General features: G+C 65.0%; 15 protein-coding genes. 8 read left to right on the top strand and 7 right to left on the bottom strand.

Going from position 1 to position 17469, the window contains the following annotated elements; all coding sequences use genetic code 11:
* Positions 1-20: 20 nt before the first annotated feature.
* Positions 21-1304, bottom strand: a complete 1284-nt coding sequence (gene glyA, locus PSAL_RS08105) for a serine hydroxymethyltransferase (RefSeq protein ID WP_119838919.1) — start codon at positions 1302-1304, stop codon at positions 21-23.
* 228 nt (positions 1305-1532) lie between these two features.
* On the opposite strand from glyA, the gene PSAL_RS08100 reads away from it, so the two are divergent.
* Both PSAL_RS08100 and PSAL_RS08095 read left to right on the top strand, forming a co-directional pair.
* Positions 1533-2294, top strand: coding sequence for an NAD kinase (locus PSAL_RS08100; protein ID WP_119838918.1), 762 nt, complete (start codon positions 1533-1535; stop codon positions 2292-2294).
* A 150-nt stretch (positions 2295-2444) separates the two neighbouring features.
* Positions 2445-2645, top strand: coding sequence for a CsbD family protein (locus PSAL_RS08095; protein ID WP_119838917.1), 201 nt, complete (start codon positions 2445-2447; stop codon positions 2643-2645).
* Positions 2646-2754: 109 nt separating this feature from the next.
* Here PSAL_RS08095 and PSAL_RS08090 read toward each other — a convergent pair whose 3' ends face one another.
* Both PSAL_RS08090 and PSAL_RS08085 read right to left on the bottom strand, forming a co-directional pair.
* Positions 2755-4665: an AMP-binding protein gene (locus PSAL_RS08090; RefSeq protein ID WP_119838916.1), complete on the bottom strand. Its 1911-nt coding sequence runs from the start codon at positions 4663-4665 to the stop codon at positions 2755-2757.
* 277 nt (positions 4666-4942) lie between these two features.
* Entirely contained in the window at positions 4943-7222 is a 2280-nt protein-coding gene (locus tag PSAL_RS08085) for an NADP-dependent malic enzyme (RefSeq protein WP_119838915.1), read from the bottom strand.
* A gap of 476 nt (positions 7223-7698) precedes the next feature.
* On the opposite strand from PSAL_RS08085, the gene PSAL_RS08080 reads away from it, so the two are divergent.
* Genes PSAL_RS08080 through upp form a run of 5 tightly spaced genes read left to right on the top strand, consistent with a single transcriptional unit; the run spans position 7699 to position 12239 of the window.
* Positions 7699-8091, top strand: coding sequence for a cytidine deaminase (locus tag PSAL_RS08080; RefSeq protein WP_119838914.1), 393 nt, complete (start codon positions 7699-7701; stop codon positions 8089-8091).
* Positions 8092-8102: 11 nt separating this feature from the next.
* Positions 8103-9410 carry a thymidine phosphorylase gene (locus PSAL_RS08075; RefSeq protein ID WP_119838913.1) on the top strand — a complete coding sequence of 436 codons (1308 nt, stop codon included), beginning with the start codon at positions 8103-8105 and terminating at the stop codon, positions 9408-9410.
* Entirely contained in the window at positions 9407-10606 is a 1200-nt protein-coding gene (locus tag PSAL_RS08070; protein WP_119838912.1) for a phosphopentomutase, read from the top strand. The genes PSAL_RS08075 and PSAL_RS08070 overlap by 4 nt, the downstream gene beginning before the upstream one ends.
* The gene (add, locus tag PSAL_RS08065; RefSeq protein WP_231388653.1) at positions 10603-11601 is read left to right on the top strand and encodes an adenosine deaminase; all 999 of its coding nucleotides are present in this window, start codon (positions 10603-10605) and stop codon (positions 11599-11601) included. The genes PSAL_RS08070 and add overlap by 4 nt, the downstream gene beginning before the upstream one ends.
* Positions 11598-12239: a uracil phosphoribosyltransferase gene (gene upp / locus PSAL_RS08060; RefSeq protein WP_119838911.1), complete on the top strand. Its 642-nt coding sequence runs from the start codon at positions 11598-11600 to the stop codon at positions 12237-12239. Before add ends, upp begins: the two co-directional genes overlap by 4 nt.
* A gap of 66 nt (positions 12240-12305) precedes the next feature.
* On the opposite strand, the gene PSAL_RS08055 is transcribed toward upp, so the two are convergent.
* Positions 12306-13328 (bottom strand): hypothetical protein, encoded by a 1023-nt coding sequence (locus PSAL_RS08055; RefSeq protein WP_119838910.1) that lies wholly within the window; start codon positions 13326-13328, stop codon positions 12306-12308.
* Positions 13329-14084: 756 nt separating this feature from the next.
* Between PSAL_RS08055 and PSAL_RS08050 the strand changes: the two genes are divergently transcribed.
* Positions 14085-14678, top strand: a complete 594-nt coding sequence (locus tag PSAL_RS08050) for a Hint domain-containing protein (RefSeq protein ID WP_196222769.1) — start codon at positions 14085-14087, stop codon at positions 14676-14678.
* A gap of 114 nt (positions 14679-14792) precedes the next feature.
* Here the strand turns inward: PSAL_RS08050 and PSAL_RS08045 are convergent, their stop codons facing one another.
* The 3 genes from PSAL_RS08045 to PSAL_RS08035 form a co-directional block, all read right to left on the bottom strand.
* A complete protein-coding gene (locus tag PSAL_RS08045; protein ID WP_231388652.1) occupies positions 14793-15827 on the bottom strand; it encodes a nickel/cobalt transporter in 1035 nt (344 codons plus the stop codon).
* The gene (locus tag PSAL_RS08040; RefSeq protein WP_231388651.1) at positions 15824-16468 is read right to left on the bottom strand and encodes a DUF1007 family protein; all 645 of its coding nucleotides are present in this window, start codon (positions 16466-16468) and stop codon (positions 15824-15826) included. The genes PSAL_RS08045 and PSAL_RS08040 overlap by 4 nt, the downstream gene beginning before the upstream one ends.
* A 570-nt stretch (positions 16469-17038) precedes the next feature.
* Positions 17039-17419 carry an MFS transporter gene (locus tag PSAL_RS08035; protein WP_119838907.1) on the bottom strand — a complete coding sequence of 127 codons (381 nt, stop codon included), beginning with the start codon at positions 17417-17419 and terminating at the stop codon, positions 17039-17041.
* Between the last annotated feature and the right edge of the window lie 50 nt (positions 17420-17469).

Raw genomic sequence — 17469 nt, 5'->3', positions numbered from 1 at the left:
CCGTGACAAGAGCCACCGGATCAGAGCGTCGGGTAGAGCGGGAATTTTGCGCAGAGCGCAGACACTTCGGCTTTGACCTTGGCTTCGACCTCGGCATTGGCTTCCTCGCCATTGGCGGCCAGCCCGTCGACCACTTCGGTGATCCAGTCCGCGATCTGGCGGAACTCGGCCTCCTTGAAGCCGCGGGTGGTGCCCGCCGGGGCGCCCAGACGGATGCCGCTGGTGACAAAGGGCTTTTCGGGGTCGAAGGGCACGCCGTTCTTGTTGCAAGTGATGCAGGCCCGGCCAAGTGCCTTTTCGGCGGCCTTGCCGGTCACGCCCTTGGGACGCAGGTCCGCAAGGCACAGGTGGTTGTCTGTGCCACCCGAAACGACGTTGATCCCGCCCTTCATCAGCTGATCGGCCATGGCTTGCGCATTCTTGACGACCTGCGCCGCGTAATCCTTGAACGACGGCTCCAGGGCTTCCTTGAAGGCGACGGCCTTGGCGGCGATGACATGCATCAGCGGGCCGCCCTGTAGACCGGGGAAGACGGCCGAGTTGATCTTCTTGGCAATGGCTTCGTCGTTGGTCAGCACCATGCCGCCACGCGGACCGCGCAGGGACTTGTGGGTGGTGGTGGTGACCACATCGGCGATCCCGATGGGCGAGGGGTGGACACCGCCCGCAACCAGACCGGCGATATGGGCCATGTCGACCATCAGGTAGGCGCCGACCTCGTCCGCGATGTCGCGGAAGGCCTGCCAGTCCCAGACACGGGAATAGGCGGTGCCGCCGGCGACGATCAGCTTGGGCTTGTTTTCCAGCGCCTTGGCGCGGATGTCTTCCATGTCCAGCAGTTCATCCTGCTGACGCACGCCGTAGGAGACGACGTTGAACCATTTGCCGGACATGTTCACCGGCGAGCCGTGCGTGAGGTGCCCACCCGAGTTCAGGTCGAGACCCATGAAGGTATCACCGGGTTGCAGCAGCGCCAGGAACACGGCTTGGTTCATCTGGCTGCCGGAGTTGGGCTGGACGTTGGCAAAGTTGCAGCCGAACAGCTCCTTGGCGCGTTCGATCGCCAGTTCCTCGGCGATGTCGACGTATTGGCAGCCACCGTAGTAGCGCTTGCCCGGGTAGCCTTCGGCATATTTGTTGGTCATGACCGAGCCCTGTGCCTCGAGCACGGCGCGGCTGACGATGTTCTCGGACGCGATCAGTTCGATCTCGTCGCGCTGGCGGCCCAGTTCCTTGCGGATCGCGCCAAAGATCTCGGGGTCGCGGGAATCCAGCGCCTCGGTGAAAAAGCCGGTGTCGGTCATGGCAGCATCTCCATCAAACAGGTTTGGCGCTACCTAACCTGTTGCCTGCCTGTGCGGAAGTGTCCAAATCGTCATGATCTTGTTGAAAAACGGCAGGGATGGTTCGCAATAGGTAAGTTCTGGTCCCCGGCGGGAAGTTGTGATTGTTTCAAGACCGGACAGGGACCCCGGAAATTTCGGGCGTCCCGCCGGGACCGGTGGGGCCCGGAAGTTGGGGAACAGGCGACGATGAGCATCAAATTGGCGTTTACGGCCGGCCGCAGCACGCTGGCACAGGCGGCCCGCAAGAGCCTGACCGCCCGCTATGGCGCCGTCCCGGAAGCCGAGGCAGAGGTGATCGTGGCGCTTGGCGGTGACGGGTTCATGCTGACCACGCTGCATCGCACCATGCATCTGAACGTCCCGGTCTACGGCATGAACCGGGGCACGGTGGGCTTCCTGCTGAACGAATATTCCGAAGACGACCTGATCGAGCGCCTTGAGCAGGCCGAAGAGGCCCTGCTGAACCCGCTGGCCATGAAGGCGACCCGCGCCGATGGCAAGGTGCACGAGGCGCTGGCGATCAACGAGGTTTCGCTGATCCGGGCGGGGCCGCAGGCGGCCAAGCTGCGGATTTCGGTGGATGGCCGGGTCCGGATGCAGGAACTGGTCTGCGACGGCGCGCTGGTGTCCACGCCCGCGGGATCGACTGCCTATAATTATTCTGCCCATGGTCCGATCCTGCCGATCGGCACGGACGTGCTGGCCCTGACCGCCATCGCCCCCTTCCGCCCCCGGCGCTGGCGCGGGGCCTTGCTGCACAAGAACGCCACGATCCGCTTTGACGTGCTGGAACCGGAAAAGCGCCCCGTGATGGCCGATGCCGACAGCCGGTCGGTCACCAATGTGCTCTCGGTCGAGGTTCATTCCGAACCGGGCATCGAACATCGCATCCTGTTCGACCCCGGTCACGGGCTGGAAGAACGGCTGATCCAGGAACAATTCGTCTGATCCAGCGGCCCCTGAGCGCGGATCGCGGCCCCCTGATCTCATGGCGATTGCCCGCCTATGCGCCGCCTCGTCCGGGGAACCGGCAACGCCCCTGCCACGTTTACTATCCGAAGGGCACATGGAGGTGCCCGTTCTGGAAGGAGCATCAAGATGAACTGGGATCGCATTCAAGGTAACTGGAAGCAATTCAAGGGCCAGGCACAGGCCAACTGGGGCGAACTGACCAATGACGACCTCGATGTCGTCGAAGGCCGCCGCGAAGAACTGGTCGGCAAAATCCAGGAACGCTACGGCATTGCCAAGGACGAAGCCGAACGTCAGGTCGACGATTTCACACGTACCAACGTCTGATCCGACGTTCGTCCTGCACTGACGATACGATGTGACGACAAGACCTGACTGACAAAAGCGGCCCCTTTGCGGGGGCCGCTTTTTTCGTGCCCGCCTGCCACGCCGGCGCTCAGCCTGTTTGGGCTGCTTCGCCGGTCGCAAGGCCGATGGTTCGCAGGGCGGCGGCGATTTCGTTTAGAATGGCGGGGTCGTCGATTGTGGCGGGGGGCTTGAAGGCGGCGCCATCCGCGATCTTGACCATGGTGGCGCGCAGGATCTTGCCCGAGCGCGTCTTGGGCAGGCGATCCACGATCACCGCGTTGCGGAAGGCGGCCACCGGGCCGATCCGGTCCCGCATCAGGGTGACGCATTCGGCCACCACCTCGGCCGGGTCGCGGGTCACGCCGCTGGTCAGGCACAGGAAGCCGACCGGGCATTGCCCCTTCAGCGCATCGGCAACCCCGATCACCGCGCATTCCGCGACATCCGGATGGGCGGAAAGGACCTCTTCCATCGCGCCGGTGGACAGGCGGTGCCCGGCTACATTGATCACGTCATCGGTGCGCGCCATCACGTAAAGATAGCCCTCTGTATCGATCATCCCCGCATCGCCGGTTTCGTAAAACCCGGGGAAGGTGGTGAGATAGCTTTCACGGAACCGTTCTTCGGCGTTCCAGAGACCGGGCAGGGTGCCCGGCGGCAGCGGCAGCTTGATTGCGATGGAGCCGAGCGTGCCCGGCGCCACGGGATGACCGTCCTCGCCCAGCACCTGCACGTCGTAGCCCGGCATCGGCACCGAAGGTGAGCCGCTTTTGAACGGCAGCAATTCCAGCCCCAGCGGGTTGGCGGCGATGGCCCAGCCGGTTTCGGTCTGCCACCAATGGTCGATCACCGGCACGCCGAAGTGCTTTTCCGCCCATTCGATCGTGTCGGGATCGGCGCGTTCCCCGGCGAGGTAGATCGCCTGCAGATCGTGCTGGGCATAGCGCTTGATCCAGGTGCCGTCCGGGTCCTCGCGCTTGATGGCGCGCAGGGCGGTGGGGGCGGTGAAAAAGCTCTTGATGCGGTTGTTCTGGATCACCCGCCAGAAGACGCCGGGATGCGGGGTGCCCACGGGCTTGCCTTCAAAGACCACGGTCATCGCTCCGGCGATCAGCGGGCCGTAGCAGATATAGCTGTGCCCGACGACCCAGCCCACGTCCGAGGCCGCCCAGAAGCGGTCTCCGGCGCCGATGTTGTAGATATTGGTCATGCTCCATTGCAAGGCGACCAGGTGTCCGGCGGTGGGGCGGATCACCCCCTTGGGCTGGCCCGTCGTGCCCGAAGTATAAAGGATATAGGCCGGATGATTGCCCTCGACGGGGACGCAGTCGGCTGGCTCGACCCCGTATTGGAAGCCGTGCCAGGACAGGTCGCGCCCCTCGATCAGCTTGGCGACCTCCTGTTCGCGCTGGAAGATGACGCAGAAGTCGGGGGAATGGGCGGCCTGGTCGATGGCCGCATCCAGCAGGGGTTTGTAATGCACGACCCGGTTCGGCTCCAGCCCGCAGGAGGCGGCGATGATCGCCTTCGGTGTGCAATCGTCGATCCGCACGGCGAGTTCATTGGCCGCGAAACCGCCGAAGACCACGGAATGCACCGCGCCTAGTCGGGCGCAGGCCAGCATGGCCTCCAGCGCCTCGGGGATCATCGGCATGTAGATGATGACCCGGTCGCCTTTGGTGATGCCGCGCTGACGCAGCGCCCCGGCCAGGGAGGCGACGCGGGTCTGCAATTCGGCGTAGGTGATCCCCTTGGTCGCATGGGTGATCGGGCTTTCGTGCTGGATGGCGATCTGGTCGCCCCGCCCGGCCTCGACATGGCGATCCACCGCGTTCCAGCAGGTGTTCACCAACCCGTCCGAAAACCATTCGTAGAGCGGTGCCTTGTCATCGAACAGCGCCTTGCTGGGGGGGCGAACCCAGTCGATGGCACCGGCGGCTTCCATCCAGAATGCCTCCGGATCCGCCTGCCAGGCGGCATAGGTTTCTGCATAACCCATCTGATCTTCCTCCCTGTCCCCGTCCGGCTCTCCCTGCCTGGGGTGCCTAGATGGGTAGCGGGGGAAGGGGCGCCGGGGCAAGCGTCTTGGCGGGGTGCGGCCCGGACCCTGTCAATAAATTTTCAGGATATGGCCCGCCCGGATTGCAAAGTTTTGCAAAGTTGGCGGATGTTTGCAGTTGGTTTTGCGTTTCAGCAGAGTTTGCAAACCCTGCAAATCTGCATCTGGGGAACAGGTTTTGCGGCCGGGGCACCCGCAGGCCCCCGGCTGGCCGGCCTTAGCCGTAGTGATCGACAGGCGTGCCGGCGATGGCCGACATGTTCAGCAATCCGCGCGCCGTGGTCGAGGGCGACACGATATGGGCGCAATTGCGCATCCCCATCAGGATCGGGCCGACTTCCAGCCCGCCGCCCTTCATCTTGAGGATGTTGCGCACGCCGGAGGCGGTGTCCGCATCACCGAAGATCAGCACGTTGGCCGGCCCCTGGAAACGCGAGGCGGGGAAGATCCGGTCGCGCAGCGCCGGGTCCAGCGCGGTGTCGACGTTCATTTCGCCTTCGTAGAAGAAATCGCGCGGCGCGGAGTCCAGCAGATCCATCGCCGCCCGCATCCGTGCGCCGGAACCGCCCTCGAGGTTGCCGAATTGCGACCGCGAACACAGCGCCACCTTGGGCGTCAGGCCAAAGCGTTTCACATGGCGCGCGGCGCCCATGGCGATTTCGGCCAGGTGTTCGGGCGAAGGTTCACTGTGCACATGCGTATCGGCCAGGAACAACGGGCCGTCTTCCAGGATCATCATCGACAGCGCGCCGGTGGCCCGGCGGCTGCAATTGCCCAGCACCTGCTGGACGTAGTTCAGGTGCCAGCGATATTCCCCGAAGGTGCCACAGATCAGGCTGTCGGCCTCTTCACGGTGTACCATGATCGCGCCGATGGCGGTGGTATTGGTTCGCAGGATCGCCCGCGCGCTGTCCGGGGTCACGCCGCGCCGGTCCATCAGGCCCAGATAGGTCGTCCAGTAATCGCGGTAACGGGGGTCGTTTTCGGGGTTCACCACCTCGAAATCCTGGCCGGGGCGCAGGGTGATTCCGGCACGCTGACAGCGTTGCTCGATCACTTCTGGGCGGCCGATCAGGATCGGCAGTTCAGTGGTTTCCTGCAACATCTGCTGGGCGGCGCGCAACACCCGTTCGTCTTCGCCTTCGGCAAAGACGATGCGGCGCGCGGCGGTGGCGGCGGCCTCGAACACCGGTTTCATGAACAGCGCGGACTTGAAGACCGAGGAATTCAGTTGCGCGGCATAAGCGTCCAGATCCGCGATCGGACGCTCGGCCACGCCGGTTTCCATCGCGGCCCGTGCCACGGCGGTCGAGACCACGCCCGAGAGGCGCGGATCGAAGGGTTTGGGGATCAGGTAATCCATCCCGAAGGTCAGCTTTTCACCCTGATAGGCGGCAGCGGCTTCGGCGCTGGTGGTCTTGCGGGCCAGTTCCGCGATCCCTTCGATGCAGGCGATCTGCATCTCGTCGTTGATCTCGGTCGCGCCGACGTCCAGCGCCCCGCGGAAGATGAAGGGGAAGCACAGGACATTGTTGACCTGGTTGGGGAAATCCGACCGGCCGGTGGCGATAATCGCATCCGGGGCCACCGCGCGCGCGAGGTCGGGCATGATTTCCGGCGTCGGATTGGCCAGGGCAAAGATGATCGGTTGCGCGGACATTTGCGCCACCAGTTCGGGTTTCAGAACGCCGGGGCCGGACAGGCCCAGGAACATGTCCGCGCCATCCATGACCTCGTCCAGCTGACGCTTGTCGCTGGCTTGCGCAAAGGCCGCCTTCTGCGGGTTCATGTCCGCTTCGCGCCCCTCGTAGACCAGCCCGTGGATATCGCAAAGCCAGATGTTCTCGCGCTTCACGCCCAGCTTCACCAGCATGTTGAGGCAGGCAATGCCCGCCGCGCCGCCGCCGGTCGAGACGATCTTGATGTCACCGAAATCCTTGCCCGCGACGCGCAGCGCATTGGTGGCCGCAGCGCCGACGACGATGGCGGTGCCGTGCTGGTCGTCGTGGAAGACGGGGATGTTCATCCGCTCGCGGCAGATCTTTTCGACGATGAAGCAATCGGGCGCCTTGATGTCCTCAAGGTTGATCGCCCCGAAGGTGGGGCCAAGGGCGCAGACGATATCGGCCAGCTTCTCGGGGTCCTTTTCGTCGACCTCGATGTCGAAGCAATCGATCCCGGCGAATTTCTTGAACAGGACCGCCTTGCCTTCCATCACCGGCTTGGAGGCCAGCGCGCCGATATTGCCAAGGCCCAGAACCGCCGTCCCGTTCGAGACCACCGCGACGAGGTTCCCGCGCGAGGTATACTTGGCCGCCGTCGACGGGTCGGCCTTGATCTCAAGACAGGCTTCGGCGACGCCGGGGGAATAGGCCAGCGACAGGTCGCGCCCGTTCGCCAGCGGCTTGGTCGCGCGGACCTCCAGCTTGCCGGGCTTGGGGTTGGCGTGGTAATTCAGCGCCGCGTCGCGCAGGGAAGTCTTGTCGGTATCAGACATGATCTGCTTCGTCCTTCATCAGGTAGTTCAGCGCTAAACCAATTCCCGTTCGGGGAAAAGCCCCGGCAGCGCCCGTACCGTTCTGGCCGTACCGTTCTGGCCGTACCGTTCTGGCCGTACCGTTCTGGTCGTACCGTTCTGGCCGGACCGTTCCGAAAGGCTGGACCTGCCTCCGCGGTGCCACTCCATTTGGCCTGCAACCGCGCGGAACCGCTTGCCTCTTTGCGTCGTGGCGTTATGCCTTGCAAAGATTAAGAGGACGCTGAAGATTTGCCACCGGGGGCGGACCTGCCGCGAACGGCGGGCAGGGGGCTGTGCTGCGGTGAAGCCGCTGGCGAACCCCTTGGTCGTCGTTGGCTCTTGCAAGAGGCGCTCAACGGTCATTCGCAACCGGGCCGTCACCCCTGCCTTCGGGCATAGCCGGACCCGGCCCATTCGATGCGCAACGCCCCTGCGGGGGCCGGAAGGAGATACCTATGGATTTGCTGGATGCCGCCCGCGCTGTGCGTGAAAACGCCTATGCGCCCTATTCCAACTTCAAGGTGGGGGCAGCGATCCGGTCGGCTTCGGGCGCGGTCTATGCGGGGTGCAACGTGGAAAACGTGGCCTATCCCGAAGGCACCTGCGCCGAGGCCGGGGCGATTGCCGCCATGGTCGCCGCCGGGGAAACCGAACTGACCGAAGTGCTGGTGATCGCCGACAGCCCGACGCCGACGCCGCCCTGCGGCGGCTGCCGTCAGAAACTGGTGGAATTCGGCGGGCCGGATGTGAGGCTGACCATGGTCACCAGCGGCGGCAGCACGCTGGAAACCACCCTTGCCGATATCCTGCCGGGCAAGTTCGTCGCAGACCACATGGCCAACAGCTGAGGGCGCGCGCCATGGATGCAAGACGCATATTGCTGGATCTGCAACAGGGTCGCGTGCCGTCGCGAGAGGCGCTTGGCTGGTTCGCGCAAGGCCTCGCCGATGGCGCGGTCAGCGATGCCCAGGCCGGGGCCTTTGCCATGGCGGTGCTGCTGAACGGGATCGGGGACGAGGGCCGCGTGGCCCTGACCCTTGCCATGCGCGATTCCGGTCAGGTGCTGGAATGGGATCTGCCTGGCCCGGTGCTGGACAAGCATTCCACCGGCGGGATCGGGGATTGCGTCAGCCTGGTGCTGGCCCCGATGCTGGCCGCCTGCGGGGCCTATGTGCCGATGATCTCGGGGCGGGGGCTGGGCCATAGCGGCGGGACCCTCGACAAGATGGAGGCAATCCCCGGCCTGACCACCCAACTTGGCGAAGCTGCCTTTCGGCGGGTCGTCGCGCAAACCGGTTGCGCCATTGTTTCGGCGACCAGGGACATCGCCCCGGCGGATCGTCGTCTTTACGCGGTGCGCGACGTGACATCGACCGTGGCCAGCCTTGACCTGATCACCGCCTCGATCCTGTCCAAGAAACTGGCCGCCGGACTGGATGCGCTGGTGCTGGACGTGAAATGCGGCTCCGGGGCCTTCATGAAGACACGCGAGGCTGCTGGCGCGCTGGCCCGCGCGCTGGCCTCGACCGCCAATGCCGCCGGATGCCCGACCGAAGCCCTGCTGACCGACATGAGCCAGCCGCTGGCCGCCGACATGGGCAACGCGCTGGAAGTCGCCGCCGCCATGCGCGTCCTGACCGGCGAGGAACGCGGACGCCTGGCAGAGCTGAGCATTGCGCTTGGGGCCGGGTTGTTGGTCGCCGGAAAGCTGGCGCCAGACCGCGAAGAGGCCGCGATGCAGCTTGAGATCAGCCTGACCTCCGGCGCAGCGGCAGAGCGGTTCGCCCGAATGGTCGCGGCCATGGGCGGCCCTCGCGATTTCCTGGAAAGCTGGCGCAACCTGCTACCCGAAGCCACGGTGATCCGCGAAGTCCCGGCGCCGCGATCGGGCCATGTCAGCGCCATCGACGGTGAGGCGCTTGGACTTGCCGTGGTGGATCTGGGCGGCGGGCGCATGGTGGAAAGCGATGTGATCGACGGTGCCGTCGGCCTGTCGGACCTTGTTCGCATCGGCCAGCCGGTGGTGGCGGGCCAACCGCTGGCGCGGGTGCATGGCGCGCGCGAAGGCAGCGCCGAGGCGGCATTGCAGTCCGTCCTGTCCGCAATCACCATCACCGATGGCGCCCCGACGCCCGCACCGCTGGTCCTTGAAAGGATTACCGAATGAGCCGCGCCTTTCTTGTCGTGATGGATTCCGTTGGTATCGGCGGCGCGCCGGATGCCGGGTCTTTCTTCAACGCGGGCCTGCCCGACACCGGGGCCAATACGCTGGCTCATATCGCACAGGCTTGCGCCGAACAGGGCCGGTCGGGGCCGTTGCATCTGCCCAACCTCGTGCGGCTTGGCCTTGGGGCCGCTGCGGAACTGGCCACGCAGGATGCCCTGCCGGGTCTTGGGGATGCGCCGGTTTCGGGCCGTTGGGCCGCCGCTGCCGAGGTCAGCCCCGGCAAGGACACCCCGTCGGGGCATTGGGAACTGGCCGGTGTGCCTGTGCCTTGGGACTGGACCTATTTCCCGAACGAAACCCCGGCCTTCCCGGCCGATCTGACGGCCGAGGTCTGCCGCCTTGCGGGCACTGACGGTATCCTTGGCAATTGCCATGCCTCGGGCACCAATATCATTGCCGACCTCGGGGCCGAGCATATGCGTACCGGCTGGCCGATCTGCTATACCTCGGCCGACAGCGTGTTCCAGATTGCCGCGCATGAGGACAGCTTTGGCAACGAACGGCTGCAAAAGCTGTGCCGGGATCTGGCGCCGCGCCTGCATGCCATGCGGATCGGGCGCGTGATCTCGCGCCCCTTCACCGGCAGGCCGGGCGATTTCCAGCGCACCACCAACCGGCGCGATTACTCGCTGGCGCCGCCCGCCCCGACGCTTTGCGATTGGGTGCAGGGGGCCGGGCGTTCCGTGCATGGGGTGGGCAAGATCGGTGACATCTTTTCTATGCAGGGCATCGACGATGTGGTGAAGGGCGCGGATGCGGACCTGATGGACCACCTCGACCGTCTGGTGGATGAGGCCGAAGACGGCAGCCTGACCTTTACCAATTTCGTCGAATTCGACAGCCTTTACGGCCACCGCCGCGACATTTCAGGCTATGCGTCCGCGCTGGAATGGTTCGACGGGCGCATCGGCAAGGTGATCGCGGCGCTGCGGCCCGGTGACCTGCTGGTGATCACGGCGGATCATGGCAACGACCCCAGCTGGAGCGGCTCGGACCACACCCGTGAAAGGGTGCCGGTACTGATGGCAGGGGGCGGAACAGGATCAGCCGGGCTTTGCGACTTTGTCGATGTCGCCGCCACCGTGGCGGCGCATCTCGGCGTTCCGAACGCGGGCACGGGGCGGAGCCTTCTGTGACCGAAGACCCGATTCCCGAATTGCAGAAAGTGGAACTGCATGTCCACATGGAAGGCGCCGTGCCGGCCGCCTTCATGCGGCGTCTGGCGCAGGAAAAGAAAAAGGACTTCTCACAGCTGTTCACGGACGGGGGTGACTATCGCCGCACCGACTTTCTCGAACTGCTGGAGACCTATGCGGCCCTTGCTGCCTTGCCCGACAGCCCCGAGGATTACGCCCGGCTGACCCGCGAAATGCTGCAACAAAGTGCGGCCGGCGGGGTCATCTATACCGAGGCCTTCCTGTGCCCGGCGCATTGCTGCAACAATGACCTTGGCGCCTGGAAGGAAATCACCGAAGCGGTGCGCGAAGCCGCCGAGGCCGCCGAGACGGATCTCGGGGTCACCCTGCGCCTGATCGTGTCCTCCTTGCGCCATCAAGGGCCTGCCAAGGTCCGCGCTGCCGCCCAATGCGCCGCCGAGACCGCAGGGGATTTCGTCGTCGGCTTCGGCATGTCCGGCGATGAGGCGCGCGGCAAGTTCCGCGATTTCACCTATGCCTTCGACATGGCCCGCGAGGCAGAGCTGGGCCTGACCGTCCACGCAGGCGAATGGGGCCCCTCGCGCATGGTACGCGAGGCAGTCGAGGAACTGCGGGTCAGCCGCATCGGCCCGGCGCCGCGCGCGGTCGAAGACCCGGCGGTACTGGAACTGCTGCGCAGGCATGATGTCACGGTCGAGGCCTGCCCCGGTGCGGGCGTGGCCCTTGGGCTTTATCCCGACCTCGCTCATCACCCGGTTGAACAGATCCGCCGGAGCGGTGTGAAGCTGACGATCTCGACCGATGACCCGGCTTATTTCGGCCTGTCCATGGCGTCGGAATACGCCGCCCTGCGCAAGACCTTCGGCTGGGATGACGAGATCTTTGCGCAAATCGCGAAAACCGCGCTCGACGCCGCCTTCTGCGATACGGTAACGAAGGCGAAACTGGCGAAACGACTGGAGACAGCCCCATGACATCCGAAACCGACCACCTGACAGTCGTCACCCATCCGCTGGTGCAGCACAAGCTGACCCTGATGCGGGAAGAAGAGACCTCGACCGCGAAGTTTCGTCAGCTGCTGCGCGAGATCTCGCAGCTACTGGCCTACGAGGTGACGCGCAATCTGGAAATGACCTCGAAAACCATCAAGACCCCGATGTGCGAGATGGAAGCCCCGCTGCTGGATGGCAAGAAGCTGGCGCTGATCTCGATCCTGCGGGCCGGGAACGGGCTGCTGGACGGTATCCTGGAACTGGTGCCCGCCGCGCGGGTCGGTTTCGTCGGGCTTTACCGGGATGAAGAAACGCTTCAGCCGGTGCAATATTACTTCAAGGTGCCGGAAAACCTTGAAGATCGTCTGGTGATCGCGGTCGACCCGATGCTGGCCACGGGCAACAGCTCGGTCGCGGCGATCGATCTTCTGAAACAGGCGGGGGCGACGAATATCCGCTTCCTTTGCCTGCTGGCCGCCCCCGAAGGCGTGGCCCGCATGAAGGAAGCGCATCCCGATGTGCCGATCATCACCGCCTCGCTGGACGAAAAGCTGAACGAGCAGGGTTATATCGTGCCGGGTCTCGGGGATGCGGGCGACCGGATGTTCGGCACCAAGTAGAGCGGCGCAAAGCGTGACAGGATTGGCAGGGCGGGGCGAAGGTCCCGCCCTTTCCCATATGCGCGATCAGCTGCGGCAGACCGCCTGAAGACGCAGCCAGTCGCCATCGCTCATCACCGGATCGGGCGCGCCGCCGGGATAGGCGTCGCCCGCGATCAACCCGTCGACCTCCTGCCCGGACAGGGCAAGGGTGCGCGCATAGGGGGTCAGGCTCAGGCCGACCTCGGCAAAGCCGGTGACCACCTCGGCCTCGGTCAGGGGATCGTGATCGCCGTCGAGCAGGCGCAGGGCCTGACGGCGCAGCACGGCGTCGGACAATTCGCCGGTGGTCAGCAGTTTCAGAACGGTGCCGATACCGGCGGCATGCAAAAGTGCCTTCATCGGGTCCTGCGCCCCGGCGCGCAGCCGTTCGGCCAGCAGGTAGCCGGCGATTACATCCGGGTCGCCACTTTGATCGATCAGGGTCTCGTTGATCAGGATGATCTTGCCGGGCAGGTGGGTGGTTTCCGCCAGCCCGCCACGCACCACGCGCAGGCGGTAGCTGTCGTTGGGGTTCAGCCGTGTGCCAAGACGTTGCAGCGCCGCCATGCCCGCGGGATCGCCGCAGGGCGCGCCGGTCAGCTTCTGCACCTCGTCAAGGATGCGTGTGCCGATCTCCTGACGGCGGGCCGGGGCCAGAAGGGTCAGCGCATGGGCTTCCAGCGCCGGGGGCAGCCAGACGAAAAGCACCAGCAGAAGCACCGCCATGAAGCCGGCCACCGACCAAAGCCGAACCCGGCCGCGTTTGGGCCGCCGCCGGTCCACGGCCCGGCCCAGCTTTTCCAGCGCCTCGATCATGTCGCCTTCGGCGGCGCTGACCTCAAGGGTTTCGCCGGGGTCGCCATCGGGGTGGTAAAGGGCGGGAAAGTTGCCGGGATTGGTCCGTTGAAGAGCGGCCAGCGACCAATGCGCGAGGGGGCGATCCTGCATGTCGTAGATCACCAGAGTGGCATCGCCGAGCGAGATAATGACATCGCGGCGCTGGCGCTCTGGGGCGTCGCGCCAAAGCGCGGCAGCTTCCAGCCGCTGATACTTGTCCAGTGCTGTCATCGGGTTCTGCTCTTCGGGCCTTTGTCCTTGCGGGCCTGAAACATCCGCGGCCGGCTGCGCGGGCCTGTTACCGGCACTTTAGCGCAAAGGATAGCATGGGGCGTGGCCAAGCCGCAATCTTGCTGGGCGTTGCCGCCACGTCCAGCCGGCGGGGGCGGGGCGGAATCCTGCCGGCGGCGGGGCAGGCGAAGCAGATCGGTTCATGCCCCGCCATAACGATTCGCCTGACGCCTTCGGGTGACGTGACTCGCCGTCGGAGCAAGGACGGGACCGCAAAGGCCTGACGCGCCTCTGAGTCAGTACATGCAAATCTTGATGCGATACGGCGTCACGTTATTTTTACGGGGCGTCAGTTATCTGTACACAGGTATTGTCTTTTAGGCGTTTTGTTGCCCATTGCGTGAGGCATCTTGCGAAACGCGCTTCGGTTTGGTGGTTCACATTCAGGAATGTTCGGTTTCCTGCTTGTCCCGAGTTGCACCGTTGACGCGTTCATCGGAACATGACCGTGGAACGAAACGGCTGGCCTTGCATTGCAATTTGCAATACCGGCCTGTTGGGAATGGAATTTTGTGTGGGATCTCCTGCTCAGGGGGTCAGACGTAAACCGGAGCGGGTGAAATCGGTTATCAGAAGCATAATGGTCGGCGCGACATCGGAAAGGGCGCTCCCGCAGGGGCGGGCCTTTCCGAAGTGATGAGCCATGTGCATGGTCTGTCCCTTCCCGGGTGCGAAACGGCCTGGGCCGCAGGTGGCATGCTGGCGGGCACCAGGGTGGCGGGCGCCGCTGGCTGGCAACCGGTCGAAACCCTGCAGCCAGGGGACAAGGTCCTGACGTTCGACAATGGGCTGCAACCTGTCCTCAGGGTGCGCAGGACCACTGTTTCCGGGCATGGGGCGAGCGGGATGACCACCTTCGCGGGTTTGCCCAAGGTTCTGCAAATCCCGGCCGGCGTGATTGGGAATTGCGCGACGATGCAGGTTCTGCCCCGGCAGGGGCTTTTGGTCAAAAGCCGACTGTCCGAACAGACCTATGGCAAGCAGCTGGTTCTGATCCACGCGGGCAGCTTGCTTGGCTATTGCGGTGTGACCCGGATGGCGCAAGGGCATTTGCCGGAAATCTGCCTTCCTGAATTTGAAATCGGCCAGGTTGTATTTTGCAGTTCAGGCGCGCTTTCCAGTTGTCCGGCTCTGTCGGAAGTAATCTCGGAAAATTGCGAAGCCGAATGCGGCACATCCGAATACCGTTATCTGACCGCCCGAAGCGACCGTCCCTTTCTGAATGCGATTATTCAGGAACTCGTCTCCGATTGGCGGCATAACCGGAATGTCGCGGTAAATGGGCTGTAAAGCCCGATTGCCAGCGCAGCCAGGTGTTTGCGCTTTTTTCTGACCAACCTGTGAAAACCGCGGTCCTGCGGGCACCGCACGCCCGGCGACCAATGCTGCCCGCCTCGGATATCCTCAGACAGCGCGCAGGAACAGGCCGAGCGCCGTGGCTGCGACCAGCAATCCGGCGGCGGTTTCGGCAAGGGCCAGCAGCGCGGCAGGGGCAACGCCGCTTGGCAGGTGGCGCAACAGACGCTCCAAGGCGCCCGCGCGCAGGATGACCGACAGAAGCGCGACTGCGATGGTGACCGAGGCGACCCCCAGCCCCATGGCAAAGGTTCCTGCGATCCCGGCGGCCAGAATGTCCATCCGCCACGTCAGGACCAGCAGGAACAATGCCCCGGTGCAGGGGCGGGCGGCGATGGCGGCGATCAGGATGACCGCTTCGCGCAGACTGCGGGCTTGGGTGGCTTCCTGCGGTGTGGGGCCGTGGCGGTGACCACAGCCGCAGCTGTCGGTTTCGTGGCTGTGGTGGTGCAGTGCGTGATCGTGATCCGGTTCGGCGTCATGGCCAGATGCCTGCGCCTGATCATGCCATTCGTCCTGACGCGTCGGCCGGGTCAGCGCACGGCGGATATGGGTCAGCCCGCGCAGGCCAAGCCACAGGCCGATCATGCCGATTGCGGCATAGGAAAGGGGTGCCAGCCAGGCTTCGGTGACGCCCACCAGGCGTTCGCGCGACAGGTTCAGCAGGGCCAGCCCCGCGCTGACCAGCAGCACGGCGCTGGCCGATTGGGCCAGCCCGGACAGCAGGGCCAGAATGGACAGGCGCAGCGCCGAAACCCCCTGCGCCATGCCATAGCCGGCGATCAGGATCTTGCCATGCCCCGGTCCGGCCGCATGCAGGAAGCCGTAGGAAAAACATAGCCCCAGCAGCAGTGACAGCGCCCCCGGGTCGCCGCCATGCAACGCCCGAAGGGCGCGGGCAATGGCATTCTGCGCATCGCGCTGCCCGGCAGTGGCCCATTGCGACAGATCCGCGAGACCGCCGAAGCCCCACAGATAAAGCGCCAGCGCCCCGATGCCGAACAGCAGGACCAGCGGCAGGACCAGCGCCAGCAGGCCAAGCGCGCCGGCGGGGCGCAGCAGGTGATCGTTGGACAGGCTCACGAGCGGGCCTCGCAGTGCAGGCGGATCTCGTCGGAAAAGCTCTCTCCGACCTGGGGGTAGTCCAGCGCATCGGCCGGGATCTCGGCCATCTTGCGGGCCAATGCCTCGTAGGCGGTGTCCATCACCGGCGGTGTGATCTCGGCCTGGCAGCCTTGATCGAGGGTCACGCCCCCCCCCAGATCATAGCCGGTATAAAGCCCCGGATCATAGGCCCGCGCAGAGACCTCGTCGGCGGCCACGGGCGTCAGCAGGACACGGGCATGGCGGCTGACGAATTGCCCATCCCGCAAGGCCACGCCAAGGCTGTGCGGGGGGCCAAGGGGCAGGGGCGCGCCGTCCTTCTGAAGGTAAAGATCGCCCTCGAATCCGGGCATCCAGTTCAAGTCGTAACCGTCCAGGGTTTCAAGCTCGGCCTCGGTCAGGACGCCATCGTAATCGGGGTCGAGACCCAGTTCGTCGAGCACCAGCATGGTGTACAATTCGTCATAGGCCCAGGTGACCTCGACCGCCGTCAACTGCTGTTCGGGTGAGATCACCATGTGCAGAGCGGTCGAGACGAAGATATGCGGATGCGCCGCCGCGCCAAGCGGGACGAAAAGCGGCAGAGCCAGGGATGTGGTCAGGGTGAGAGGCATGCGCATGGCTCTGATCCTACGCCCTGACGTGGCGCGGCGGAAGGCATCACGTGGCCCCGCAGCAGGAAGCCGCCGGACTTTTTCCCTCGCTCGGCACGAAGTGGAAAGAACGGGCCCTGCGATGCGAATGGGGGCCTCCCCCGCGCGGATAGACCAATGTGCTGACCCCGAAGGCCGGCAGGGGCGACCCCGACGGCACCAGAGAGACCACCGCGCAGAACGGGTCGGCGCGCCGGGGCACCCGCAGCGCCCGGTATTTCACCGCCAGGTTCATGCCGATCCGGGCGCAGACCGCGAGACCACAGGCATTTCCGGCGAAGACCAGCGAAAGGGCGATCGGCGACAGGCCATTAGGGACGGGCCATCCTGGACGGGTCACAGGTCGAAATCAGGATCACCTGGGCGGTCGCGATACAGGCGAAAAGGCCGCGCTGAACGATGGCCATGGGCCCGGCTTGGGGCGCAGTCGTCCTTCTTCAGCCGCCGTCATGCGTAGGTGCCGAGGGCCCAAGAGGGTTGACTGGCCGCGCGGGATCGGGTGTCGGGCATCACGAAGAGCATTGGCACGAAGGGGCATCACCAAGAGCATTGGCACGAAGGGGCATCACGAAGAGCATTGGCACGAAGGGGCATCACGAAGAGCATTGGCACGAAGACCAGGGCCGCCAAGCCGGCCAGTGTCGCAAAGATCGCCTGCCGGCGCGTCACCACCGGGATTGCCGAGCCGAGAAGCGGTGCCATCAGCAGGGCCAGGCCCACCACCTTCCCGACCACGCCTTTGACACCCTGGGCAAGGCGCCGGAACAGCAGCTGGTTCGGCCCTGCGACGAACAGGTCGCCGAGCGAGGTGGCAAGGAACAGCCCGACGCCCATCAGTGCGCCGGGTTTGCGGCAAGTGCGGACCGACACGGGCCCAAGCACCAACTGGCCGAGGCAGATACCAATCAAGAAGGCCATGACCGACAGGTCGGTCCACCCCTCGGCAGCATCGAAAACGATCGCCTACT

It is taken from the genome of Pseudooceanicola algae (genome assembly GCF_003590145.2).
Lineage (GTDB): Bacteria > Pseudomonadota > Alphaproteobacteria > Rhodobacterales > Rhodobacteraceae > Pseudooceanicola > Pseudooceanicola algae.
Note: the sequence above shows the minus strand (reverse complement) of the source record. Positions and strands in the feature narration are given on the sequence as shown.